This is a genomic window from Methanosarcina sp. UBA289 (assembly GCA_002496565.1).
In the GTDB taxonomy this organism is placed as follows: domain Archaea; phylum Halobacteriota; class Methanosarcinia; order Methanosarcinales; family Methanosarcinaceae; genus Methanosarcina.
Window position 1 is genome coordinate 232,317 of the sequence record DAKJ01000015.1, and the last position, 24,257, is coordinate 256,573.

At 40.0% G+C, this 24,257-nt stretch carries 19 protein-coding genes and 1 pseudogene; 15 read left to right on the forward strand and 5 right to left on the reverse strand.

Annotation, left to right across the window (positions count from 1 at the left end; translation table 11 throughout):
* Positions 1-235: 235 nt before the first annotated feature.
* From BP549_RS05345 to BP549_RS05355, 3 genes are all read left to right on the forward strand, one after another.
* Positions 236-913 (forward strand): class I SAM-dependent methyltransferase, encoded by a 678-nt coding sequence (locus tag BP549_RS05345; RefSeq protein ID WP_292371396.1) that lies wholly within the window; start codon positions 236-238, stop codon positions 911-913.
* 237 nt (positions 914-1,150) lie between these two features.
* A complete protein-coding gene (locus tag BP549_RS05350; RefSeq protein ID WP_292371398.1) occupies positions 1,151-1,570 on the forward strand; it encodes a pyridoxamine 5'-phosphate oxidase family protein in 420 nt (139 codons plus the stop codon).
* A 574-nt stretch (positions 1,571-2,144) separates the two neighbouring features.
* Positions 2,145-2,366: a hypothetical protein gene (locus BP549_RS05355; RefSeq protein WP_292371400.1), complete on the forward strand. Its 222-nt coding sequence runs from the start codon at positions 2,145-2,147 to the stop codon at positions 2,364-2,366.
* Positions 2,367-2,490: 124 nt separating this feature from the next.
* Here the strand turns inward: BP549_RS05355 and BP549_RS05360 are convergent, their stop codons facing one another.
* Positions 2,491-2,733: a hypothetical protein gene (locus BP549_RS05360; RefSeq protein WP_292371401.1), complete on the reverse strand. Its 243-nt coding sequence runs from the start codon at positions 2,731-2,733 to the stop codon at positions 2,491-2,493.
* Positions 2,734-4,325: 1,592 nt separating this feature from the next.
* Between BP549_RS05360 and BP549_RS05365 the strand changes: the two genes are divergently transcribed.
* The 4 genes from BP549_RS05365 to BP549_RS05380 all read left to right on the forward strand — a co-directional run bounded on the left by BP549_RS05365 (position 4,326) and on the right by BP549_RS05380 (position 9,088).
* A complete protein-coding gene (locus BP549_RS05365; protein ID WP_292371403.1) occupies positions 4,326-4,901 on the forward strand; it encodes a DUF4013 domain-containing protein in 576 nt (191 codons plus the stop codon).
* A 579-nt stretch (positions 4,902-5,480) separates the two neighbouring features.
* Positions 5,481-6,194 (forward strand): ABC transporter ATP-binding protein, encoded by a 714-nt coding sequence (locus BP549_RS05370; protein WP_292371405.1) that lies wholly within the window; start codon positions 5,481-5,483, stop codon positions 6,192-6,194.
* Positions 6,195-6,215: 21 nt separating this feature from the next.
* Complete coding sequence (locus tag BP549_RS05375; RefSeq protein ID WP_292378745.1) at positions 6,216-7,640, forward strand: COG1361 S-layer family protein; 1,425 nt, start codon at positions 6,216-6,218, stop codon at positions 7,638-7,640.
* 104 nt (positions 7,641-7,744) lie between these two features.
* Positions 7,745-9,088: an ABC transporter permease gene (locus BP549_RS05380; protein ID WP_292378748.1), complete on the forward strand. Its 1,344-nt coding sequence runs from the start codon at positions 7,745-7,747 to the stop codon at positions 9,086-9,088.
* 188 nt (positions 9,089-9,276) lie between these two features.
* Here BP549_RS05380 and BP549_RS05385 read toward each other — a convergent pair.
* Positions 9,277-9,570 (reverse strand): annotated as a pseudogene (locus BP549_RS05385) (IS4 family transposase); the annotation flags it as partial.
* Between the two features lie 444 nt (positions 9,571-10,014).
* Between BP549_RS05385 and iorA the strand changes: the two are divergent.
* The 3 genes from iorA to BP549_RS05400 are packed head-to-tail and all read left to right on the forward strand — an operon-like array spanning position 10,015 to position 13,824.
* Complete coding sequence (gene iorA / locus BP549_RS05390) at positions 10,015-11,895, forward strand: indolepyruvate ferredoxin oxidoreductase subunit alpha (protein ID WP_292378749.1); 1,881 nt, start codon at positions 10,015-10,017, stop codon at positions 11,893-11,895.
* Positions 11,892-12,491, forward strand: coding sequence for an indolepyruvate oxidoreductase subunit beta (locus tag BP549_RS05395; RefSeq protein WP_292378751.1), 600 nt, complete (start codon positions 11,892-11,894; stop codon positions 12,489-12,491). The genes iorA and BP549_RS05395 overlap by 4 nt, the downstream gene beginning before the upstream one ends.
* Before the next feature lie 25 nt (positions 12,492-12,516).
* On the forward strand, positions 12,517-13,824 hold the full coding sequence (locus tag BP549_RS05400) for a phenylacetate--CoA ligase family protein (RefSeq protein WP_292371414.1): 1,308 nt from the start codon (positions 12,517-12,519) through the stop codon (positions 13,822-13,824).
* Between the two features lie 132 nt (positions 13,825-13,956).
* On the opposite strand, the gene BP549_RS05405 is transcribed toward BP549_RS05400, so the two are convergent.
* Positions 13,957-15,030 carry a mechanosensitive ion channel family protein gene (locus BP549_RS05405; RefSeq protein ID WP_292378847.1) on the reverse strand — a complete coding sequence of 358 codons (1,074 nt, stop codon included), beginning with the start codon at positions 15,028-15,030 and terminating at the stop codon, positions 13,957-13,959.
* 227 nt (positions 15,031-15,257) lie between these two features.
* Positions 15,258-16,181, reverse strand: coding sequence for a mechanosensitive ion channel family protein (locus tag BP549_RS05410; protein ID WP_292378754.1), 924 nt, complete (start codon positions 16,179-16,181; stop codon positions 15,258-15,260).
* Between the two features lie 300 nt (positions 16,182-16,481).
* Between BP549_RS05410 and corA the strand changes: the two genes are divergently transcribed.
* The 5 genes from corA to BP549_RS05435 all read left to right on the forward strand — a co-directional run bounded on the left by corA (position 16,482) and on the right by BP549_RS05435 (position 22,101).
* Positions 16,482-17,546: a magnesium/cobalt transporter CorA gene (corA, locus tag BP549_RS05415; protein WP_292378757.1), complete on the forward strand. Its 1,065-nt coding sequence runs from the start codon at positions 16,482-16,484 to the stop codon at positions 17,544-17,546.
* A gap of 248 nt (positions 17,547-17,794) precedes the next feature.
* On the forward strand, positions 17,795-18,538 hold the full coding sequence (locus BP549_RS05420; RefSeq protein ID WP_292371419.1) for a DUF432 domain-containing protein: 744 nt from the start codon (positions 17,795-17,797) through the stop codon (positions 18,536-18,538).
* Positions 18,526-19,431 (forward strand): mechanosensitive ion channel family protein, encoded by a 906-nt coding sequence (locus BP549_RS05425; RefSeq protein WP_292378778.1) that lies wholly within the window; start codon positions 18,526-18,528, stop codon positions 19,429-19,431. The genes BP549_RS05420 and BP549_RS05425 overlap by 13 nt, the downstream gene beginning before the upstream one ends.
* Before the next feature lie 392 nt (positions 19,432-19,823).
* Positions 19,824-21,803 (forward strand): M3 family oligoendopeptidase, encoded by a 1,980-nt coding sequence (locus BP549_RS05430; protein ID WP_292378780.1) that lies wholly within the window; start codon positions 19,824-19,826, stop codon positions 21,801-21,803.
* Between the two features lie 46 nt (positions 21,804-21,849).
* Positions 21,850-22,101, forward strand: coding sequence for a hypothetical protein (locus BP549_RS05435; RefSeq protein WP_292378782.1), 252 nt, complete (start codon positions 21,850-21,852; stop codon positions 22,099-22,101).
* Here the strand turns inward: BP549_RS05435 and BP549_RS05440 are convergent.
* Entirely contained in the window at positions 22,075-23,403 is a 1,329-nt protein-coding gene (locus BP549_RS05440) for a M6 family metalloprotease domain-containing protein (RefSeq protein ID WP_292378785.1), read from the reverse strand. The two genes, BP549_RS05435 and BP549_RS05440, sit on opposite strands and share 27 nt — an antisense overlap.
* Between the last annotated feature and the right edge of the window lie 854 nt (positions 23,404-24,257).

Below are 24,257 nucleotides of genomic sequence, written 5' to 3' on the forward strand. Positions count from 1 at the left end.
TCTTTCATCTGATAATTCTTTCTTTTAACCTAATTATTACTCTTTTCTTTTCTGTATATTCTTCTTTCTGCCTTCCTTAATAATCTTTCATCTGATAATTCTTTCTTTTAACCTAATTATTACTCTTTTCTTTTCTGTATATTCTTCTTTCTGCCGTAAATAAAAAAGTTTTAATGTTTCTGGCAAGATGATGTTATCTAAAGTTAAATGAGGACGCAGAATCTTGGAGAGAAAGATGAGCGAAATTCAAAAAAAATTCGATGATATTTCTAAAAAGTATGATGAGCAGAGAAGGAAGTTCATACCTTGTTTCGACGATTTCTATGGAATGTTAGTCTCCGTAGCGTCCATAAATACGGAAAATCCAAAAATACTGGATATAGGGGCTGGAACAGGACTTCTGTCTGCGTTTCTAATGAAAAGGTATCCTAATGCTTCATTCACTCTTATTGATATTTCGGAAAAGATGTTGGATATAGCAAAAGATCGGTTTCGAGGTAATTCAAATGTAGAATTTATTGTAGCCGATTATTCGAAATGTTCTTTCATTAAAAAGTATGATATGGTAGTATCGGCTTTATCTATCCATCATCTGGAAAACAAAGAGAAAAAGGAGATTTACAAAAAAAGTTACTCTCTACTCAGACAAAATGGGATTATCATTAATGCTGATCAGGTATATGGAGAAACTCCTTTCATAGAAAACCTGAATAAAAGAGTCTGGAGACATTATATCGAGAACAGTGGCTTGTCCAAAGAAGAAATCCTCGCTGGCTATGAAAGAATTAAGCTTGATAAGGAATCAACATTAGATCAACAAATCAACTGGCTTAAAGAAGTAGGTTTTTGTGATGTTAGTTGTATATACAAGTACTATCATTTTGCAGTGATGTTTGGGAGAAAAGTTGTATAAATAAGTGCCTAGTAAACTTTTAATTAAACATGTCTTTTCTTTTCTGTTTGCAAAGGTTATAGTCTCGGGTTTATCTCGATTGTGACTCCTATTCTACTCCTCACTTACGGGCGGCTTTGTAAGGAAGTATAAAAACTGATCCCTAAGAGTAAGATTTGAAATAGGTGTGAATATCTGGAATTTTCGGCTTTTCTTTTTAAGGGATAAGTGATAATATTAATGCAAAGGGGATAGAATATGCCATCAAACTTAATTGATTATTTCAACAAATCGCCCAGGCTTGGCGTTCTCAGCACATCCAGCACCGACGGACGGGTCAATACGGCTGTCTTTGGCTCGCCTCAAATGACCGATGAAAAGACTGTAATAGCAGCAACGGCCGATAACCGAACCTTCGCAAATCTTCGGGAAAATCCATATGCTATGTATACGATCATGGAGACCGGAGAGTCAATCACAGAGTGGAAGGGCATCAGGGTTTATATGAAGCTTAAAGAATATGCAACATCCGGGGAACTGCTCGACATGATCCGAAATGAGGCTGCTAAATTCGTAGGTGAGGAAGGCGCGAAGATGATATATGCTTGCCTTACTTTCGAAATCTATGAAGTCAGACCCCTGGTAGATCTCGGGCAGGGTTGGGAGAAATCTATCTGAATTTTCATAATTTGCAAAATTGAATAGTGGAAGGATCGCAGATTAGAAGTTTACATACTTCATTGTGTTGTATAGTTAATTAACTCAATCTATATCGCTGTCCGATATCTCTATTGATCTAGGGAAGACTGGAAGTCCACATATGAGATATCTACCTGTCTTATTGGGTTGAGTTAATTTTTCTCTATCCAGTCTATTATTTTTTATCTTTTTGAACTTATTTTATCCAAATTGAATAAACAATTAGATACATTTATTTTGATAAGCAGGACAAAATAATCTTTGAGAGCAGGAAAAAGCTGTAGCTTACATTAAACTCCCAGATACTCTGGTAAGTTAAAAATAAAATATAGGATTGCTAGTAAATACTTTGCCATCCTTTCCTTTTCAAACTCTATTTTTAATTTTTATTGGTTTCTAAATTATATTTCCTCAGTTATTATATGTCAGTAATAATAATCTCTTTGTGATACTCAGTTGTGATACTCAGATACTTTTTCCTGGTTTCTGGGTTTTTGCTTGGTAATAGCAACTGTCAGTGTGATCAGTGTTAGAGAAATGGGGGTAATTAAGCATGCATGAAGGAATGATGGAAAAAGCTCAAATGCATCATGGATCAATGCCTGAAATTTGGGAAATGCTGACTGACGAACAGAAAAAAGAAGTTGCCTTAATGAAGATGGATATGAAAATTCAATGGATGGAAATGAAAATAAGCGAAATGGAAAAGATGATTGAGTTAAAGAAAAAAGCCATAGAAAATATTAAAAAATTCAGGGAAACCTTAAGTAAATAAATTTATGGGAAATCGAGAGCCTCAAGCAGCGCAACGTATGATACTGCCATTGCTAACGTTTTCGATCAAACCTTTTTTGAAATGATTTGCGATCAAACCCTTTCTCAAAAGGCTTGTGTTTTAGTTATTTATTCTTTTTAATCTCTTCCAGTATGCGCTTCTGAGTCTCTGCGATCTCTTTTAATGTCGCATTTATTTCTTCCATTAGTTCTGTTATGTTTTTTGCGGTCTTGCCTTCCTGAATTTCTGCGGGGGAGCTTTCGTTTTGCTCAAGCTCTTCCCTCTGGAGCTCCCGTAAGAGTTCTCCCATTGCTCCAAACTCACGGCTCTGGTCCGCTATGGCTATTCGTTTATCACCTTGATTCATGAAGTTAACAATGATGCAAAACGTAGAAATATTTTCCGGTAAGCGGCGATATTTATTTTTCGGATAAACCATAATAGATTCCCCGTATGTGCCTTGAAACCGGGAGCAGATTTCAGAATTTTCTATAGAAAAAATCGAGTTAAATTACTCATAAATGTCTAAAAAAAGTCCTTTTTTATTTTTTATATGTCAGGTATAAATAGAACCGTAGCATCATATTGTATGGGTAGTGGGGGAAATATCGTATGTAACGGGATCTCTCTAAGTTGAATAAAACCTCTTTCATGATCCCCACTCCCTACAAGCTATAAAAAAGATACTTTCTGGAATTTTCCTATTCTTGTTCTAATTTTCGATATTTTTCTACGGCAGCTTACGCTTCAAAGGGAGGCAATTGGTCAGGAGGCAAGGCCGCTGAGAACAATAAGAATCACAAAGACCATTGTAAGAAAGATGAACAGAAATATCGCCATTACTGCCTTGATTCCAAAACTAATTCCTTATTATAAAGGGAGTGCAGAGGGTCACGAATACCCTGCCCTTCAGGTAGGGATGAAGTGAACCCTCACCTCTTTTTGAATTCTTTTAAACCTTTGTGCCATTGCTTCTTTATAAAATAAGGTTTCTTGGTGTCTTGGTTACAGAAGTTGGCAATGCAACTCTGCATTAAGAGAGTCTTGTAAATGTATACTCAACTATTCCTAGAAACCGGCCGAGCGGCCCGAAGCATACCCCCATCCTTTAGGTGGGGTGACCGCCCGCAATTTGATTTTGTGCTTTGTATTGACTTATGATACTTCTGGCAAGCTCACACATCTGTTATATAGCGAATAAATACAAAGAAGAATTGAGACCAGCATAATAAGCCAATTTTTAGGTATCGGAAAGTACAATTTAATCGACCATCTATTTTTCGGTTCTATAGAAAACCTCTTGCACGAAGTTTATCAAAAACTTACAATTGGGTCTTATCACATCAAATATCAGTATTCAAATTTAGCTTGATGGTGTCAGTTAAGATAGGATTAAATACAGAGCCTATTTTTCTCAGTTAACCGGGCGCACTTTCAAAGGGTTGAAACTTCTATAATAAACGTAGGCTTATTCTTGGGTTCACTTTTCTATAGGTTTCTCAAAGAAACTAAGTTTTTGTACAACCAAATGAAAGTTTACTGCCCTGATTTTAACTTTTGAAGGCATGACAGAGGATTAAAGAAACGGAAATATAGATTCAAGAAAAAGACACCTTCACAAGAATCTTGAATTGCGAAAAATAAATGGACATTAAATGAATTACTAAATTATAGGAATAAATGTCAACTAATTAATTGGGATGTATCGAAAAATAGTATTCGGGAGAAAATAGAACCTGGATTCTTCACTTAAAGTTGCATTGAATAAGCCAGCAGTCATCCAGAACCTTCAACAGTCCTGGATTATATATAATTTTTGAAAAAATGGAGGTCAACTATACTTTTCAACTAGCGTTAATTTTTATATACGTATCTATTATAGAAGGCTGTGTTAATCTAGTCTGTTTAACAGATTAAGAGCTTCAAAGTTAAAAGAGTAATCACATTTCGGATGATCAGATGGAAACAATTAGTTTTATTACTGCTTTAAAATACCCATTCAACAAGCCTAAAAGGCTTCTATACGCTCTATTACTGCTTGTCCCTGTAATTGGGTGGCTTGCACTTTTTGGTTATGTTATAAGAATTGTCAATGAGTTTATCGAAGGTAAATATGAGGAACTTCCCAAGCTTCACTTCACAGATGATTTGATACTCGGGTTTTCAATGTTCCTGAAATCACTGCCTTTCTATATTGTATATATCGCTCTGCTGGCTGGTATAATGATGATTGATGAAGATATAGCCAATATCCTGAGCATTCTTCTCGGGTTCTTTGTGCTTCCGATCCTCAATGTAAACTTCTACAGAAAACAAACTGTAGGGTCATACTTTGATTTCGGAAAACTCGGTTATGTCATGGATAACATCGGCGACTATATTGTTACGATGCTAAAACAGTATGCAACTTACATTATATTCTTAGTACTTTCAATTGTTCTTGTAGGCATACCTGCCCTGTATTTCACAAGCCTAATATTTGCTGCAAACTTTTATGGCCGGTTTGTTAAGGAACAGGCAGAGCAGGTTCTGTGAAGATTTCCAGTTTTGTGCCAGAATTTAGGCTAAGGGATGATTCAAATATAATATCATTTGAAACTGTATGATAAACGATAATTGAAATCGTTGTAAGGTAAGTGATTGTATGTCTAAGTCTACAGATAATATATTAGGGTTTATGCTTAATGGTTTTGATGTTATACCTAATGTTGCAAAATTCATTATTTTTGCGATTATACTAGCAGCAGGATATATTTATTTCATGTAATTATAATAAACCTGCCTTTGGCAGGTAACTTATATTTTTCAAAATTTTTTACTGATGGCGTTTTGTTTTGGCTATTTACATGAAATCGATAACCTGTTCTAACCTATATCAAAATAAAAATATTTTATAACCGTACTAAATATACTTTCAATGGAGGCTCTGCCACAAAACCTTTATTTCTTGATTATATTACCAGTGCTGTGCTCCTGTTATGCAATAATTACTTTTGAGTTACATATCCACGTCAGGAAAAATTCTGACCTTCTGCATGTGAGAAGAAAAATAGAGGTAAAATACATTTTTCAACTGCTGCATGTTTTTATATAAGTGATACTTAAGGTGAACATATGGATAAAACGCTGATTGCCTTCAGGAATGTCTGGAAAACTTACCAGATGGGAGAAGTCCAGGTCAATGCCCTGAAAGACGTGAACGCAGAGTTTGAGAAAGGCGAGTTTACCGCAATCATTGGCCCATCAGGCAGTGGAAAGTCCACTATGATGAACCTTGTGGGCTGCCTTGACGTCCCTTCAAAGGGAGAAATCTTTCTGAAATCTGAAAACATTGCCAGATTAGAAGAATCAGATCTTGCCGCATTGAGAGGAAAAACTATCGGATTTATCTTTCAGCAATATAACCTGATTCCGGGAATGACAGCCCTTGAAAATGTGCTTTTGCCCCTGGAGATCCAGGAAATTGATGACAATATCGCAGAAAAAAGGGCAAAGGAGCTGCTGACTCTTGTTGGGCTTTCTGATAAAATGCAGAACAAACCCACCCAGCTCTCGGGAGGGCAGCAACAAAGAGTCTCGATTGCAAGGGCTCTTGCTAGCAATCCTGAAATTATTCTTGCCGACGAACCAACCGGTGCCCTGGACAGTGTTACCGGAAAAGAAGTAATGACTATGCTTTACAGGTTCTGGAAAGAAAATGGCAAAACCGTAATCATGGTTACCCATGATATGCACTTGGCAAAGTATGCTCAAAGGCATATCGAACTAAAAGACGGAAAAATTGTTCGAGACGAAACTAACCAGGACCAGCTCTGCCCTGAGTACTGAGGGCATTACAGAGGAAAAACAATGTTTCTTGAAAAAATAAAACTTGGATCAATCAACAGTAAAAAAATAATAGGGAAAAACCTAACTCATAGAGGACTTATTAATAAAAAAAGTGTTCGCAGACAGTTTTTTGGATTACTACTAGTGTTTCTGATAATTACAGCTTTGTTTAGCTCTCCTTCCCTTGCTCTAAGCACTGATGAGGAAGATTCATCATCGAGTACTCCTGAGGATAAAGATTCTCATGCCTCTTCTCTGAGTATTCAGCAAGAAGGGATGACTGTTGACCTACTTAACCAAGATCCGGATCCCGTAAAACCTGGAGATATTCTGGAAGTCAGGATTTCGGTCCAGAATACGGGAGATAAAGCAAAAGATAACTGTGTTGTTGAAATCGAACCCAAATATCCCTTCAAACCCCTGCCTGGAGAGGAACTATCAAAGAATATTGGCACTCTGGGAAAAAGATATGCAAGTGACCGTGAGAAGGTAGTGAAGTTTAAGGTGGGAGTAGAAGATGATGTCAATAAAGGGAAATATCCCTTGACTGCACACCTGTATTCAAAAGAAGGAGATAATGACATCTCCATTACTAGCGATCTCATGATTGAGACTGAAAGCGAGTCAAATGCCGAAATTGAGTCGATCAGCCTGGAGAAACTGGTTCCAGGAGAAAAGACAAAAATTACTTTCGGGATAAAAAATGCAGGCAATTCTCCCCTAAAAAATGCGATTTTTTCCTGGGACTGTGCAAACGATGTTATCCTTCCCGTGGGTTCGAGCAATGTAAAGCATATTAACCTTATCGATGTGGGGAAAACTGCAAACGTCACCTTTGATGTTCTTACTAACGTTAACACGGTTCCAGGTCTCTACAAGCTGGATATGACTCTTATCTATGATGATGTTGAAGAACTTAAGACAATCACAGAGGCCGGTACACTTGAAAATGAGAAAAAGAAACAGATAAATAGCAAGGCCGGAATCTACATCGGAGGCACCACTGATTTTGATATTGCTTACACTGAAAGAAGTCCTACAGGCTCTTACACCTTTTCGGTCTCGAACATAGGAAACAATGCTGCAAATTCCGTAAAAGTTTCCATCCCCCAGCAGACAAACTGGACTGTCACGGACGGCAGCAATTCGGTAATTCTCGGCAACTTGAAAAAAGGTGACTATACGGTTGCAGACTTTAACCTCGAGCCAAAAGTATATGGAGAAGAGCTGCCCCTCAAATTTGAAATCAGTTACACCTCAAGTGACGGTCAGAGACAGACCGAAAAACAGGAGCTTACACTTTACACAGCCCAATCCTCAACAAATGGAAGTTCAGAATCGGAAGAAGGCTCAATCGCTTCATTTTCATATAAATTAGTGCTCGTAGTTTTTGTGGGAATCGCAGGGATCCTGGTATACCAAAAAGTCTCCAAAAAGAGAAAATGAATGAGTGAATCCGCAAAATGTGAACACACAAATATAATGAGTAATTTAGTGATCAGATTCGCGAAGAGAAGACCTTAAGCTTAATATCCGAAGGCTGTAATGCAATGAAACCTGTAAAGATACTTAGAATCGCTTTTAACATGGTCAAAGCCAACAAATTGCGGAGCTGGCTAACCATTATAGGGGTGATCATAGGCATTGCCTCGGTAATGACCATTGTCACAACCGGGGAATTTTTCCAGGATCAGGTAACCAAAACCCTGGAAGAGCTGGGAGGAGATACGATCACCATCGTTGCCTCGGTCCCATTTAATTTTATGGAGGAAAACGCCTCCCAGGTAATCGTGGAAAGTGAAAACGGAAGTGAAAATGGAAACATAAGCGGGGGTGGAGATGATTTAAGTAACTCCATGGATTTTGGAGACGTGGAAACCCCGAAACTTACAAAAATGGATGTGTTCACACTCCGCCGTGTTCATGGTATCCAGTATATCAACGTTAACATTGAAACAAGCGCCGAACTGGAATTCGGAGGAAAGAAGACCTCAGTCTATGTCGAGGGTGTGGACCCGCGTGCCTGGCCTAACATCACTAAGAAAAAAGTTGGAGAAGGCAGGATGTTGCAGCCCGGAGACCGTACCTCGGTGGTCATATCCAATGAACTGGCTAACGATGAAGCCCTGGGAAGGCAAATCCGGGTTAATCAGATGATTCTTCTCAACGGTAAGTCCTACAGGGTAATTGGTATTCTGGCAAAGGACGGAGGGTTATTGGGAGGCCTTGGAGGTCTTTTTGGAAGTAGCATCTACATGCCTTATGAAGAAGTCAATTCTCTTTCAACCACTGAAGAAGGTGTTGATGAAAAAGAGACAGATGTTTATGACTCCATTGAGGTAAAACTCTACAAAAATGTAGACTACGAAGCCACAATAAAAGAAATGGAGAACATGCTGAGACTTTCACACAGGGTTGATGAAAAAAACCAGGACTTCTATGTGAGCTCCGGGAAAGAGGAAATGGAAAACACCAAAAAGCTGATTAACGGCCTTACAGCTTTCCTCGCGTTTATTGCAGGTATTTCTCTGCTTGTAGGTTCTACAGGGATTGCAAATACAATGTTTACATCTGTCCTTGAAAAAACTAAAGAAATTGGAATTATGAAAGCTATCGGAGCAAAGAACAGAGACATCATGCTTATCTTCCTCTGCAATTCTGCAATGATCAGTCTTGTTGGAGGAATAATAGGAATTCTCCTCGGCACAGCCGCTGTCCAAGTGATCCTTTTCCTGATCTCAATTTCAATGAAGGTCCCCTTTGAATTTGCTCTCAGCCTTAAAGGAACCATTATTGCAACTCTGGTCTCTATAATTGTGGGACTGATCGCGGGAATAGTACCTGCAAAGAGTGCTGCTGAATTGAAGCCTGTAGATGCATTGAGATATGAGTAAGCAAGTTTAGAGGGTAGGAGATATTTTTCAGATCCCTTTTGATGAAAGAGTCTCTCAAGGAGTTATAAAGTGACAGATAATTAGAGGAAAGTACCAATCAAGAAATATACAGAGAGCAATTCATTCGTCATTAGTGAAGGATTCATTTCTTTCTTCTCTTCCTCTTTTTTTTGAATATAATTCATTTCTTAATCAAACAATTCCTCTCTAAATTTTTCTCTGTTTACATGCGGATCCAATGCTTGACTTTCATATACTCTCATTATAATTTCAAAAGTTCTTTGAATTCTCCTTCTATGCAGAATTACTGTCAACAAATCTGACGCATTCTCTGCAAATATTATACTCCAAAGCAACTATATCTAGCCATTTTTCTCAGAATGAGCTGTTGAGTTTCTTACAAGAGAATAAATCCTTCTGTTAATGATTAATATCAACATTGTGATCTGGATTAGAGTTTCAATCACCTGCACATTCGAGCAAAAAAGTATATTGAAGACCTTAAATCTACTTAATCAAATTTTTGCATATTTTTTCCTTTTTTGAATGTGTAAACTAGATTTTGTATTCCTAACCGTTGTCAAAATAGATTATTTGTGTCTAACCCAATAACCACACAGACTCATAAAACAAAAACTTTATATGCAAACTTTACGTACTTCTTCCAGACAGCATTGTACATAGATGGTCATCGAATTTCCCGTAGCGTAAAACATCGGCGAAATACTTTAAAATGGATTTTCAAGTTCCCAATATAATTTTGATAACTTGTTTGAGAATCCAATTCTTTTCAACTTCTCTTTATTCCTTCGAGATTTATCAAAGTTTGTTAAATTATCAAATTTGTTAAAATATTACCCTAAATTCGAGATTGTTAAAGTTTTACCCTAAATTCGAGATTGTTAAAGTTTTACCCTAAATTCGAGATGAGTTTATTGACTGATAAAAAGTTGTTAATGGGTAATGAAGCCATTGCACTTGGAGCGATAGAAGCCGGCGTTCAGGTAGTTACAGGGTATCCCGGAACTCCCTCAACCGAGGCTCTGGAAACGATTGCCCGGTATGCAAACAGGTGCGGTATCTATACCGAGTGGTCCAGCAACGAGAAGGTTGCACTTGAAACGGCGGTCGGGGCAGCTTATTCCGGAGGAAAGGCGCTTGTAACCATGAAGCAGGTAGGATTGAATGTCGCATCTGATCCTCTTATGAGCCTGAGCTACATCGGGGTAAAAGGAGCCCTTGTCCTGCTCGTTGCCGACGACCCTGGGCCTCATTCTTCCCAGACTGAACAGGATACAAGAGCTTTCGGGCACTTCGCAAACATTCCTGTCCTTGATCCTGCAACCCCTCAGGAAGCATATGAGCTGACAAAACTGGCTTTTGAGCTTTCGCATGAATTTGAAATTCCTGTCATCCTTAGAACCACCACGCGAGTTTCCCACAGCTGCGGGGATGTCGAGGTCGAGGTTGCAGAACCTGCGCCGGTTGAAGCCGTTAGCGAGGGTTTTGTAAAGGATAAACGCTGGACGATCTTCCCGAAACTGACGGCCGAGAGACACCCCTGGCTTGAAAATACACAGGTACAGCTTTCCGAGCGTTTTTCCGAGCTTTCCTTCAATTCGGTTTCTGGATCTGGAAAAATCGGGATTATTGCTTCAGGAGTTTCAGCCCTTTATGTAAAAGAGGCTGTAAAAACTGTCAGTAATTTTGAAGATTTGTTTACACTCTTCAGGGTAGGGACAGTGTATCCTTTTCCTGAAAAGGCGGCTCTTTCTTTCCTGAAAGGAATTGACCGGTTGATCGTGGTTGAAGAGCTTGACCCTTACCTTGAAGAACAGATACTCCAGCTTATAGGTAAAGCCCATCTGCCTATTGATGTTTATGGAAAGAAGAACGGCTTTTTCCCTGTAAGCGGGGAGTATAATGTGGATATTGTCATTGACAGTATCAACCGCACACTTGCAGCGTGTGGGGAGAGTTTGCGCCTTTCTCATGCTTCTCCTGCCGTCTCAAGAGATAAACTTCCTCCCCTTCCGATCCGGGCTCCTACCCTCTGTGCTGGCTGCATGCACAGGACCGTCTTTTATGCTTTCAAGCAGGCTGCAAAACAGCTTAAAAAAGAGTCCCAAACTGATACGATTTTCTCAGGAGATATTGGCTGTTATACCCTCGGAAATGCCTACCCTCTTAACATGGTCGATACTTGCCTCTGCATGGGAGCTGGGATAAGCATTGCAGGAGGGCTCTCGCGTACGAATCCCAAAGCAAAACAGGTAGCGTTTATCGGGGATTCGACCTTTTTCCATTCAGGCATTCCTGCAGTGATAAATGCTGTCTATAACGGAGCTGACATCACCCTCGCAGTCCTTGATAATCGCACAACTGCAATGACAGGGCATCAGCCTCATCCTGGCATAGGCTTAACTGTCCTTGGAAATACCTCGAAAGCCATTGAAATTGCAGACGTGGTTCGGAGCTGTGGGGTTGAATTTGTAAGGACAGTAAATACTGTAGAGCCGGATTGCCTGGAGAGTTGCGTAAAAGCCGCAAAGGAAGCCATGAATTTTAATGGGCCGTCGGTTCTGGTCTTCAAAGGCAAGTGTGTAGGGATAACAAAACCCGACAAATATTACGAAATAAAACCCGAAGCCTGCACAGGCTGTGGCTTCTGTATAAAAGAACTCGGCTGCCCTGCGCTTAACCTTGCTGGAGATAAGCCTGTTATACAGGATAGCTGCAGCGGCTGTGGGCTCTGTGCGCAAATATGCTCCTCGGAAGCCATCTTCATAGGAGGCGAAAAGCTGTGAAATATGATATTCTGATTGCAGGCGTTGGTGGGCAGGGAGTTGTGCTTGCTTCCCGCATTCTTGCCCTTGCAGCAATGAAAGCCGGATTTCACGTAAGCACTGCCGAAACCATAGGCATGTCTCAGAGAGAAGGTTCGGTCAGCAGTCATATAAGGATAGGAGACGATGTTTCAGGGTCACTTATTCCCATCGGGCAGGCAGACCTGCTTTTAGGCCTTGAACCCGCAGAAACCGTGCGAAACCTGCCTTTTCTTAAGGAAGGCGGAAAGGTACTGGTAAATACCCATGCTATCCCTCCGGCATCGAGGCCGCCTGGGAGCCCTGAATATAACCCTGCAGCTTTACTTTCGTTTTTATGTTCATATTACCCTGACATTCTTTGCTCTGATTTCACGGAGCTTGCAGGCGATGTAGGGACATACAAGGCTGCAAACGTTGCAATGCTTGGAGCGGCTGCAGGTGCACGAGTATTACCTTTTCATGAAGATATTCTAAAGGCAGTACTGGATGCCGAAATCCCTGAAAAATACAGGGCTGTAAACGATGCCGCATTCGAACGCGCAAGAAAATGTATTAGATTTATCTCCGGCATCTGAACTGGGGAGCAGAAGGTGAAATTATATGTATGAAGTATCCACTAAGGCTGAACTTGATCCCAATGCACAGCTTTACCATCCCAATATCTCGGAAGAAGATACCTTTGCAAAACTGAAGGCATTGCTGAAGCGCGTAGCTGAAAACAGTCCTTTTTACCAGAAAAAGTTCAAGGAAGCAAATATCGATATCGAAGATATAAGGTCGCTTGAAGACCTGAAGCTTCTTCCCTTTACACATAAAGAAGAACTCAGGGATGCCTACCCTCTTGGGTTGCAGTCAGTACCTGATTCAGAAGTCGTAAGGATCCATTCCTCGTCTGGAACCACCGGAAAACCCGTAATTATTCCTTACACCCGAAAGGATGTAGATGTCTGGGCCGAGATGGTGATGCGCTGTTACATGCTGGCAGGCCTTAACAACCAGGACAGAATTCAGATTACTCCAGGGTACGGGCTCTGGACTGCAGGGATAGGATTCCAGCTTGGAGCTGAACGCCTGGGAGCAATGGCTATACCTACAGGCCCGGGAAATACCGAAAAACAGCTTGAAATGCTTGTTGACCTGAAGTCCACAACTTTAGCAAGTACCTCTTCTTATGCGATTTTGCTTGCTGAAGAAATTGAAAAACGCGGGCTTAAATCCCAGATCCATCTAAGAAAAGGTATTATAGGTTCGGAACGCTGGAGTGAAAAAATGCGCAGTCGAATCGAGACCGAGCTGGGAATAGAAACTTTTGATATTTACGGGCTGACCGAAATCTACGGGCCAGGAATTGGCCTTGATTGTTCATTCCATGAAGGTATGCATTACTGGTCCGACTACCTGCTCTTTGAGATTATCGATCCTATTACGGGCGAGCAGCTTCCTGACGGCACGCTTGGAGAACTTGTAATAACAACCCTCACAAAGGAAGGAGCTCCTCTTATCCGCTACAGGACAAGAGACCTTACCCGGATCATTCCTGGCGTCTGTAAATGCGGCTGTCCTTTTCCGAGAATTGACAGGATCCTGGGACGGTCGGATGACCGTATAAAGTTCAAGGCTGTGAATATCTATCCTGGCCAGATTGAAGATATTATTCACAGGGTTCCGGGCGTAAGCAGCGAATACCAGATCCTGCTTACCCGTAAGGACGGCCGGGACAGCATGATCTTCAGAATCGAGATAGAAAATGCAGAAGACTCCAAAAGGAAAGAGAAAACTGAAAAAGCTCTCAGAAAAGCTTTTAAGGACTTTATAGGCGTAACCGTGGATGTTGTGGGCATGAAGATAGGGGAACTTCCCCGCAGCACGAAAAAAACAAAAAGAGTGATTGATGAAAGGGAGCTGTGAGATCCCCTTTTAACCTTTCATCTCCAATTTCTTCTTTTATTTAATCCATTTTTCACTTGTTTTCTTGTTTATTCTTAATCCGTCTTCCACTTACTTTCTATCAATCGATTAATTACTTAATTATCAATCTCTTTAATCGACTTTTACGGCGCACTCAATTTTATCTCCTTCTGTATTGGATAATTTTCCAGTAGCCTTCTTTTCGTTTTCAAGATCTTTTTTATATACAATAGTCCTGTAAGGGTACGGAATTTCTATGCCTTCCTTATCAAAGCGCTTTTTAATAGCTTCCCTTATTTCGCATCCTGAACTGTGCGCAATGTTTCTGTCTTTGAACCAGACGTTCATGCGGAGGTTTACGGAATACTCACCCAGTTCGACAACACTTACTTTAACTCCTCCTCTCTCTCTAAAATCCGGGTCTACGGGATGTAGCACAGGGGAGTCAAAAAGTCCTACTCCAAAGGTTTCGGACTTAAGTAAGCTGGGCTTTACAACATTATATTTAACCTCCTGCGGAGGCATGACATTGGGATGTTTTCTGGCTTCTTCGATCATGATTCTTCTTGCCTGGTCAATATCGGCATCATAGCTTATTCCAACGTCAATTGGCCAAATTACTGCGGGGTCTTCTATAGTCCAGTTAATTATCGCTTCATTGCTGATTTTGGAATTGGGGATTATAAGACGCCTGTTATCCCAGGTTATGATAACTGTATGCCTGAGGTTGAGATCCGTAACTTTTCCATATTCGTTCATAATATTCAGTCTGTCTCCGACCCTGAAAGGTTGAAAGATGGCAAGAGAAACCCCTGCGATTATGTTGCTCAGTGTGTTCTGAGCTGCAAGACTTATAGCAATACCGGCAATTCCTGCCCCTGTAAAGAGGGCAACTGAGAGGCTCCGAAGACTAGGAATGCTGAATATAACAACAAGAATTCCCATAAAATAGATTAATGCTACCACAATATGCCTGAACATCCGGAAAGACGTTGGGTCCATATGCAGCCTGGTACTTGCACTTTTAAAATGGCGTTCTAGAAGACGGTTTACGTTCCGTGCGACAAGGACAGTGAGCAGGCCAATAAAAATTATGAATAAAAATGTACCGAAGTTATCTGAAAACCATGTAAATGCCTGCTCTAGGCCTCGGTCAAAATAAGACATATTCTCTACAAAAGAAGATTGATTGTCGGGGGTTTCCATGCCCTGTTTGTTTGACAAGAAGCTTTAAATAAATATTGATTTAAAAAAATATAAACTGAAAGAAATATAAACTGTGTAGAAACTAAGTTTGGAATAAACTATCTTAGGACAATTTAATCAAGGCTGATGAAGAAGCATTTAAAATAAATGAAAGGAAGATTTACTTCCTTTCCTGGCATACGTAACAAAAACTTCTTTAATCGAAGTTTAGGGATTTATGTGACTACTTACTTGCCTCTTTCTCTGGCATATGCAACAAGAGCATCTTTTATCCCGTATTTGAACGCGACCACAATTGCAATTCCCCATGCCAGCGGCCCAAAGAACAGGTAAAGGATACTGGTGTTAACGAGCATCGTGTCCAGTGCCACCAGAATTACGATAAGGAATAGAAAACCTCTCAGTAGAGGAAGGATAATATCTGCACCCTCTACATTCATACCTCTGATCGTACTTGTAAGGTAATCCATCACTATATCGATAGAAAGAATCCCTATTATCAGAATCAAAATACCTGTAAAAAGCCTGGGTAAATACTCAGTAATACTTATTAGCAACTGGGTAAGCATGGTCAACTGCAAAATATTCGATGCAGTTGTAAGAAATATCAGATACCCAAACAGTCTTACCAATCCGGAAATGATTCCTGAGGCTGTTAGTCCTCCTGATCTGACTGACGCTCCGAAAGGTGTCCCTTCAAATTTCTCGTCTACTCCAATCGAAATAAGCAGATTTTTAATCAGATCACCAATGAAGTCTACAATCAGGAAGCCTATTAAGAGTACAATGAATGCAGAGATCACAAGTGGGATGTAGTATATTACCAGGTTGATGAAATTATTCACTGCCTGGATGTTTAGAATATTAAGGATAATCAAGGCAAAGATGATATAAACGAGCCATCGGATGACTGCATCAAAAAAGCCAACCGTACTCATCTGTCCTCTTCTTATCATTCTACCTATCACGGTTCTATCAACAAGATCATCGAGTCCTATCTTATCCAGTATGCTTGCACCAACTCTTCCAAGAAATGTCCCAAGGATTTTTCCTATAATAATGAGAACAATTATTGCTACTAATGTCGGAATAAATGCTATAAACTGGTCAAGCATACTATATACGCTATTCATAATTTGGTCTTCAGCCATATTAGTCACCCCTATATCCTAGTTCTAAAACTGACGAAATTTCCAAATTCCCCGATTTTTGGAAAAAGCTAATTATATGTTTATCATATTATCCTATTAAATATATAATACATATATTTATCTGCAAGCATATAAAAAGCTTATTTTGCATTGAGAAGTAGATCGCGTTAAGAGTAAACCAAACTTACTCAGAAAATTGACAAAAATATTTGGACTAAATGTTGTACACAGGCTTAAATCAATGGAGCTTTAATTACTGAGTAGTCTATTTTTATTAGAAGGTGAGGCAGAGAAGCAAGTATGGGGACTTTTGGAAGAAGAGGATCTAAATCCGGGCTTGCACCCGGAACGCTTGTCCATGTGGGGGAAAAGAAGGTCGAAAAGGTAGTAATTCGAGTTCTGGCCTATAACAGTGAAAAAATTATAGAAAAAGAGTTGGATTCAGTTGAAGAGTGTTTGGAGTTTAAGGGCCAGTCAGACATCAATTTCTGGATAAATGTAGATGGGCTTGATAGGGTAGACGTTATAGAAAAGCTTGGAAATTATTTCAATATCCATCCTCTTACTCTTGAAGATGTGCTCAATACAGGACAGCGGCCCAAAACTGAAGATTATGATTCATATATTTATACAGTTTTAAAAATGATGCTTCTTGATGCGGAAAAGGAAGAAATTATTATAGACCAGGTAAGCATCATCATTGGCCCGAATTATATTCTCTCTTTTCAGGAAAGGCAGGGGGACGTTTTTGATCCGGTGCGGGAAAGGTTTGAAAACCCGGCTTCTCGCCTGCGGAAAAGCGGGGTGGATTATCTTGCCTACAGCCTTATTGATGCTGTAGTCGATAATTACTTTTTAATTCTTGAGCACTTTGGGGATGAAATCGAATACCTTGAAGAAGGGCTGGTAATACAGCCAAGGCCTGAGACCCTCAAGACTATTCAAAAGTACAAACGGGATATGATTACCCTTCGTAAGTCTGTCTGGCCTCTCCGGGAGCTGATAAGTGGTTTACAGAGGGTCGAGTCCAATCTTATTAAAGAGAATACCAGGTTTTACCTTAGAGATGTTTATGACCATACCATTCAGGTAATTGATTCAGTAGAAGATTTCCGGGATATTTTGTCTTCAATGGTTGATATATATCTCTCCAGCATAAGCTACAGGATGAACGACGTTATGAAGGTTCTGACAGTCATAGCAACGATTTTCATTCCACTTACTTTCATAGCAGGCGTTTATGGAATGAATTTCGAATACATGCCTGAGCTCAAATGGCGCTGGGGCTATCCGGCAGTAATATTTGGAATGACCCTGTTAGCAGTCACTATGTTCGTCTATTTTAAGAAAATGAAATGGGTTTGACTTTCTTTTAGCTGGAGACTTCTTTGCTTCTTTTTTGCTCCTCTTCAATTAGCTTTTTTGTTGCTTTTTCTATCAGCTCTGTTTTTATTAGCTTTTCCATTGGGCCTTTTTGTCTTCTGTGCTGATTTCATATCTATTTTTTCTTTAGATTATAGAAACACCTTTAAAAGAAAAAATTTTTATAATGTGTGATATCTATATTAAGGAATTCAGAGAATTATTTGTAAAGTGTTAGTTCCCAGGATATTATGTACGGCCATTATAATCCCCCTTTTTCAGTAGAACAGGAAGGAATTGTTATTTCCGTGACAAAAATCGGAGAGCAATGGATATACAGAAGGACACTCGGAACGGATAATGTAGAGAAAATTATTCTCGGAGATGAAAAGCGCCTGATTATAAATCCAGTAGAGCCCTTAAACACTCCAAAAGAAATCACTCCCAACCTACTGATAGAGTTTGAGAAAATCCTGCTGCTTGCGGCAGGAGCTAAAAGGAAGATTTTTCTGACCTTTCCGATAGAAATAGGCGTTTTTATCGCGGATAAGGGAGACAAAAATCTCCAGCTTCTTGATGTGCTAAGCCTGGTAAGGCAGAAATTTACCCTTTATGGGGAGGTTTCAAACGGAGTCATCTGCAAGCATTGGAAAAGTCAGATATATTCAATTTCTCCTTCCCCTAACCCTCTGCAGGAGGGAGTTATTGAACTGACCCTTCGAAATGCTTCCTCGGATTGGGCGTCGATCTCAAAAGTAGTTTTCAGTGCATACGGTATGAAACTTTATTATGCAGGTGACGTTTTTACGCGAGCGCGTATGGATATCCTTAACAAGAACACGGCTGAAACAGGTTTTGAGTTACAGTATCTCAGCGGGGAGTTAAAAAGTAGTCCTCTGAAGGATTTTAAAACCCGGAAAGAAGCTTTCGGAGTCTATAGCCTTCAGAAGCTTGGTTTTGCACCCCTTAAATTTTACATGGGGTGGGGATTTTGATTACTAATCTCGATCTTCTTGACATAGGCTTGCCTACCTTAGATGGTACCGTAACTCTGGGATCTGTGTTAAAGTTTATACTAATTCTTTCTTTTTCAATCCTCCTTGCCAAAATTCTCTCGCTTTACCTGCGCAGGTCTCTTAAAGACAGAGTCAGTAAAGATATGGCTGAGACTATCATCAAAGTTTTTTACTATGGCATGCTTACTATCGTATTTCTTTCTAATGTATCTCTAATAGGAATTGATCCTTCAGCGTTCCTAGTGGCAGGAGGAGTTACAGGTATTATTCTTGGTTTTGCAAGCCAGAATATTGTGGGGAATCTGGTTTCGGGTTTTTTCCTTATGGTCGAAAGGCCTATAAAAATAGGGGATCAAGTTCAAATTAGCGATGTGTCGGGTTATGTCACAGATATCCGCATAATTTCTACCCATATAAGAACCTTTGAGGGGCTTCTTGTTCGCATCCCAAATCAGCAGGTTTTTACGACAAATATCACGAACATTGTAGGGCATCCTGTCCGAAGGTTTGAATATACAATCAGGATCCGTTACAGTGACGATGCCAATGCCGCAATCTGGCTTATCAAGGACATTATCGACAAAGAACCCTTTGCTCTCCTTAATCCCTCCCCTTCGGTTTTCGTAAGCGATCTCGGAGAAAGTTCCGTAAATATTTCTGTCAGGATCTGGGCACCTGTGAACGAATGGTTCGGAATAAAAACCAGAATCCTGTGGAATATAAAACAGGCTTTGGAAGAGAATGGCATAGAGATTCCGTTACCACAGCGTATAATTCGCATTCAGACCGATTTTCAGAAAGTCCCTGAAGAACTGAAGCCGGTAAAAGAAATCGAAAGTATACTAAATTACGAAGAAAGAGTTTTATCCTGAGTAAACCTGTTACGCAGACAGATTTGTCTCAAATATTTTGATTTTTATTGTTTATTTACTTATTTACTTATTTACTTATTTACTTATTTACTTATTTACTTATTTACTTATTTTATTATGTTATTTAAGTTACTATGCAAAATCTTCTTGTTGATAGGAAACTATTATAGTAAATATTTTCCTTTCTCATTTTGAACAATATTCGTTAGTAATTTATATGAAGCAAATGACATTTTTGCATGAAGTTTATGAAATTCTGAAGTCAATGGAAGTTAATGAAATTATGAAATCATGTAATTGCAAAATATCATAAGATTATGAGATCAATGAAATAAGAACTAATTAAATGGATTTAATATAGGTGTTTTGATAAATACAAGGGGAAATGGTATATGAAATCAAAATCTGTTAAAGAATTCATAGCTTCAGGGATGTTTAAGGGATCCCTCGCGCTCGGAGCATTACTGTCTCTTGCAGTTTTTCCTGAAGGCAGGACTTCTGGAAAGCCGGATAAATTCTTTGAAAGCACAGGCAATGAATATAATTTTGAAGAGCTTAATTCCGAGAAGGTTACTACGGAGTGGAATGATTCATATCTTTTCAGCAGCAGGGAAAATGCTTCAGAAGAGCTTGAAAGATTAAAGAAGAAATCACAGGACATAAACGAAACTTTCCGCCCTAAGTTTGAAATGTTGTCAGGGACTACTTTACTTGAGTACCTTGAAGCTGAAAAGGCTTATTCAAAATCGCTTGATGTCCTGTATACTTATGCATATACTCAGCTAAGTAAAAACGTTAATGACTCGATCCTTATCTCTCTGCTTGGAAGTGCTCAGGATTTGCTTACCGAATATAAGAAAGCCCAAGCCTTTGCAACCGTAAAGTTGACCTCACTGGGAAAGGAGGAGTGGAACAGGCTCTTTTCTGAAGAACCTGAACTTGAGGTTTACAGGGCTTATCTTGAAGCTAATTATATGAGGTTCGCAGAGCACAGGCCAGTGAATGAGTCCCAGGCTGCGTATATTGCAGAGCTCGAAAACCAGCGTATGAAACTGGAGACCGAGGCACTTTCCGAAATCACGAATAAAGTCACAAAGGCAGGAGAGATAACGCTTGAGAACGGAGAGAAATTTTCCATCAATTCCCAGTCCTACAGTACTTTACTATCAACAGACCCAAGTCGGGAAAACAGGAAAAAATGTTATGACAAGAGGTTCTACCATCTTATTGATGAATCCGATTCCATGGCATCTCTCTATTCCAGAAAAGCCCAACTTGATGACCTTGTCGCCAGAGAGTTGAACTACACGGATTTCTACGACTACAGTCTCTATAACCTCTATCTCACTCATGATCAGATTGAGAACATGAATACGGTCTTCAAGCAAAGAAAAGATATATTTGAAAACTACAACGAGTTCAGAAGGAAAAAACTCGGGCTTGACGTGCTTAAACCATATGACCTTATGCTGCAACTGACAGACCAGCCTGGCAAAAAATATGCTTACATAGAGGCCTTGCGAGAAATTCTGAAATCCTATTCTAGGATGAACCCTAATTTCAAAGAAATTTTTTTAAAAATGATAACTGGCAGTTTCATAGATGTGTACCCAGATCCTGAACATGGAAAACAGCCAGGAGGATATTGTACTGATATCTGTGCTCTGAAAGAGCCGTCTCTGATCTTTATGAACTATGACGGCCTTATCAGGGATCAGAAAACTTTAACCCATGAACTGGGACACGCCATTAATTTCTACTTGATGGGTAATTCTGTGGATTATCTTTACTGCTCAGGTACAATTTATGAAATGGAAATTCCTTCCACTTTCAACGAAGAGCTCCTTGTTGATTATATTGTCGAAAATTCTGACAGGAATACTGCGGTTGCCGTACTCTCTCAGCAGATTGACGATTACCAGAATTTTTTTACCAGGCAGCCCTTAATTACGGAATTTGAATATAAAGCTCACAGGCTCTGTGCAGAGAACGAAACTGTAAGCGGAGATGAACTTAATGCTATCTGGACCGACCTTTCTAAAGAATACAGAAGCCGCTCAGTTGAGTATTACCCTGAAGATTCCGCGGAATGGACTTACATCAATCATATCTATCTGACAAGCAACTACTACACATTCAATTACGCGGTTTCCAAGGCAATAACCCTCGCCCTCTTCAAACAGTACAGGGAAGACCTCGAAGCTTTCAACAAAAATTACGTTGCTTACCTCTCGGCAGGCTCGACAATGCCTCCTGAAGAAAAACTCAAGGAATATTTCGGGATCAAAATCGACAGACAGCTCTTTGAAGACGCGATGAATGTTGTGGAGTCAAGGATTCAGGAATTGTATAAACTGGCAAAGGACGAATAATTCTTAAAAATGTTCTGGGAGAGGGAATCCTCTAAAAAAGGATAACTTGGGGATCTATTCTGCTACTGAAGGCCAGGAGTTAGCTCATTACCTCGTAAAAACTAAAATTTTAGAGTTTGTTAACTTTGGTAATGGGATTTGGAGAATAGATCCCCAAGAAACGAACATGAAATTCTTAGAATTACAGGCACAAAAATATGAAAGTATTTTTAAGTACTTTCATGCCAAAAAAGAAGATAAAAGGCTAAAAAGTTACCTTAAAAGATTATTTTCAGGCAATTGCCCTCAACTTTTCTAACCCTTCATCAATCTTAACCTGAGCGTCTTCAATGATCTTTATAAGCTCTGCATGCTTTGGAATTCCCTTCTCTTCAATACTCGGGGTAACCGCTTGTATGGCGGGGCTAACTCCATATGTGCCCACCTGGAATGTTACTATATGGCCGGGTGTTGAGATGTTGGAGATGGTAAGGCCGGACTCCGAGCCATCCCATAAGTTGGAGGAAGGCTGGGTGGAATGGCTTATGGCCGTTGCCGCTGTCTCTTTGAATAGATCCATTTCATCTCCCATATTCCGGTTGGTTTCAAGGTCCAGATGTCCGTCGGCCTGAAGCAATCCGCACTGATAATGATTGGTGGGAGTTCCTCCCTGCCACTCGTTGGATCCCAGTATATCACAATGATATATGGCCAGGCCGCTGGAAGGTATATCTTTGTCAAGGTCCAACTGAGAGCGGTTCTCAATCAAGAAGTATTCATTGGGTTTCCTGCTCTCAAAGATCAGGACTTTGTTGTATTCTCCATGCACTGCCTGGTACTCGCCGGGTTTATCCAGGCACACCACATTGTCGCACCAGTCCACAAGATAACGCAAATAAGCACATACCGGAGATGGTGTCCTTCCTCTATCGTTATGGTTGCCCGCGCTCATGAGGCAATAATAGCCGAGACCTGAGCTCTTTTCAAAATCGCCATCTCTGGTGCCGTAGTCATAGAGATCTGGCCAGCGACAGAGCATATGGCCATTCTCATGGCAGAATGTGCCTATGCTCAAGTCCTCTTTGCTCCGGCCAAGGCTGGAAAGCATATAGAAATGGGTCTTCATGCTGTCGCGCCTGAGCTCCAGGAAGTAATTATGGGGCCAGAGTTCTCCTATGTATTGAGTCTGACCTGCATAGAGTATATTGATAGCATCCACTATTCCCTCATCCTGTGAGTCGAACTTCTTGAGATCCACGCCGCTGGCTATTGCAAGGTCCAGGGCTTCCTCGACCAGGAGATGGTTCATATAGTATCGCCGGTTCTTGCTCAAGGTTACCGGCCCGACCACTTCATTGGTGTAATTCAGCTTTCCTCCGGACATGAACCGGAAGTACTCTTGGGCGGAGCAGAAATTACCGTTCTCGGTGTAATTTTCTCCGTTGAGCATATTATCCACATCTTCCCGGGTGACAGTGCTTTTCACATCTTTGAACTGGACCAGAATGGTCAATCCTTTAATGTTTCCCTCGCTTAACCTACGACCTTCAAGAAGGCCTTTATTGGGCCCATAGGTCCTGATGGTAGCAATGGGCTGGTATGGTGGGACTGGAGGATTCATCTTGGCATACCTGGTCTCGAACTTGGCATTTCTTACCTGTTCGGACTCTTTGAGATGCCGCCAAATCTTCTCGGGTGGAGCATGGCTTAAGTCTACTCCACTAGAGACGAATTCGCCTTTGAACAGATATGCGTAGCAGAACCGCCCTAAATCGACATCATAGACCACGGTATACCCGTCAAGGTTCTCGTAGCGGGAATAAAATTCATCACCAAAAACTCTAAGCTTTACATCAGGTCCCTTCTCCTGAGAGAAGGTGAGTATCTCCCCAGTTATTGCACTCATCTTCAACCATCTCCTCGAATTAGTTTTAAGGCCTTTTAATGCCTTTTGATAAAATATTCTCTAAACTGTTAAAATTTATATCACAGGAGGTAATTTGGCTCTGTAGAAATCCTCTGAAATAACGGATCTACATTAATTTGGATTGAATAACCCGACAAATTGTGTTCATTTCTTTTCGGCTTCTTTAGCTGATTTAGAGAGTTTTTCTACAGATATGTTTACTAAAGGAGCCGTTTTGACGATGATTTTTTATTCCGTTGGTTGACATAAAACCAACATTAGCTCTTCGCTGTTTCGAGTGGGCAACTTCCTTCACTCCCTGAATGTTAAAGTAGCATATAGTAGCATATATAATATTAGAAACGTTTATTACTGAAAATCACACTCAAGCTTGATGTTTCTCTTTTTGGTCTTGCCACTTTCTAATAAGCAATTATTTTCAACCCACATGAAATATCGAATAACCCCATATTTTTATTAATCTACCAATATAAAATAGCCTATGAAATTACACTTAGAATTTGTTGTTTGTATCAGGAATTCCTTCTTTTGACTGCTGTAAGTGAGTA

Excerpts from the sequence above, each read along its gene's own strand:
- BP549_RS05345 (WP_292371396.1), top strand. The coding sequence starts at position 236 with ATGAGCGAAATTCAAAAAAAATTCGATGATATTTCTAAAAAGTATGAT.
- BP549_RS05350 (WP_292371398.1), top strand. The coding sequence starts at position 1,151 with ATGCCATCAAACTTAATTGATTATTTCAACAAATCGCCCAGGCTTGGC.
- BP549_RS05355 (WP_292371400.1), top strand. The coding sequence starts at position 2,145 with ATGCATGAAGGAATGATGGAAAAAGCTCAAATGCATCATGGATCAATG.
- BP549_RS05360 (WP_292371401.1), bottom strand. The coding sequence starts at position 2,733 with ATGAATCAAGGTGATAAACGAATAGCCATAGCGGACCAGAGCCGTGAG.
- BP549_RS05365 (WP_292371403.1), top strand. The coding sequence starts at position 4,326 with ATGGAAACAATTAGTTTTATTACTGCTTTAAAATACCCATTCAACAAG.
- BP549_RS05370 (WP_292371405.1), top strand. The coding sequence starts at position 5,481 with ATGGATAAAACGCTGATTGCCTTCAGGAATGTCTGGAAAACTTACCAG.
- BP549_RS05375 (WP_292378745.1), top strand. The coding sequence starts at position 6,216 with ATGTTTCTTGAAAAAATAAAACTTGGATCAATCAACAGTAAAAAAATA.
- BP549_RS05380 (WP_292378748.1), top strand. The coding sequence starts at position 7,745 with ATGAAACCTGTAAAGATACTTAGAATCGCTTTTAACATGGTCAAAGCC.
- iorA (WP_292378749.1), top strand. The coding sequence starts at position 10,015 with ATGAGTTTATTGACTGATAAAAAGTTGTTAATGGGTAATGAAGCCATT.
- BP549_RS05400 (WP_292371414.1), top strand. The coding sequence starts at position 12,517 with ATGTATGAAGTATCCACTAAGGCTGAACTTGATCCCAATGCACAGCTT.
- BP549_RS05405 (WP_292378847.1), bottom strand. The coding sequence starts at position 15,030 with ATGGAAACCCCCGACAATCAATCTTCTTTTGTAGAGAATATGTCTTAT.
- BP549_RS05410 (WP_292378754.1), bottom strand. The coding sequence starts at position 16,181 with ATGGCTGAAGACCAAATTATGAATAGCGTATATAGTATGCTTGACCAG.
- corA (WP_292378757.1), top strand. The coding sequence starts at position 16,482 with ATGGGGACTTTTGGAAGAAGAGGATCTAAATCCGGGCTTGCACCCGGA.
- BP549_RS05420 (WP_292371419.1), top strand. The coding sequence starts at position 17,795 with ATGTACGGCCATTATAATCCCCCTTTTTCAGTAGAACAGGAAGGAATT.
- BP549_RS05430 (WP_292378780.1), top strand. The coding sequence starts at position 19,824 with ATGAAATCAAAATCTGTTAAAGAATTCATAGCTTCAGGGATGTTTAAG.
- BP549_RS05440 (WP_292378785.1), bottom strand. The coding sequence starts at position 23,403 with ATGAATCCTCCAGTCCCACCATACCAGCCCATTGCTACCATCAGGACC.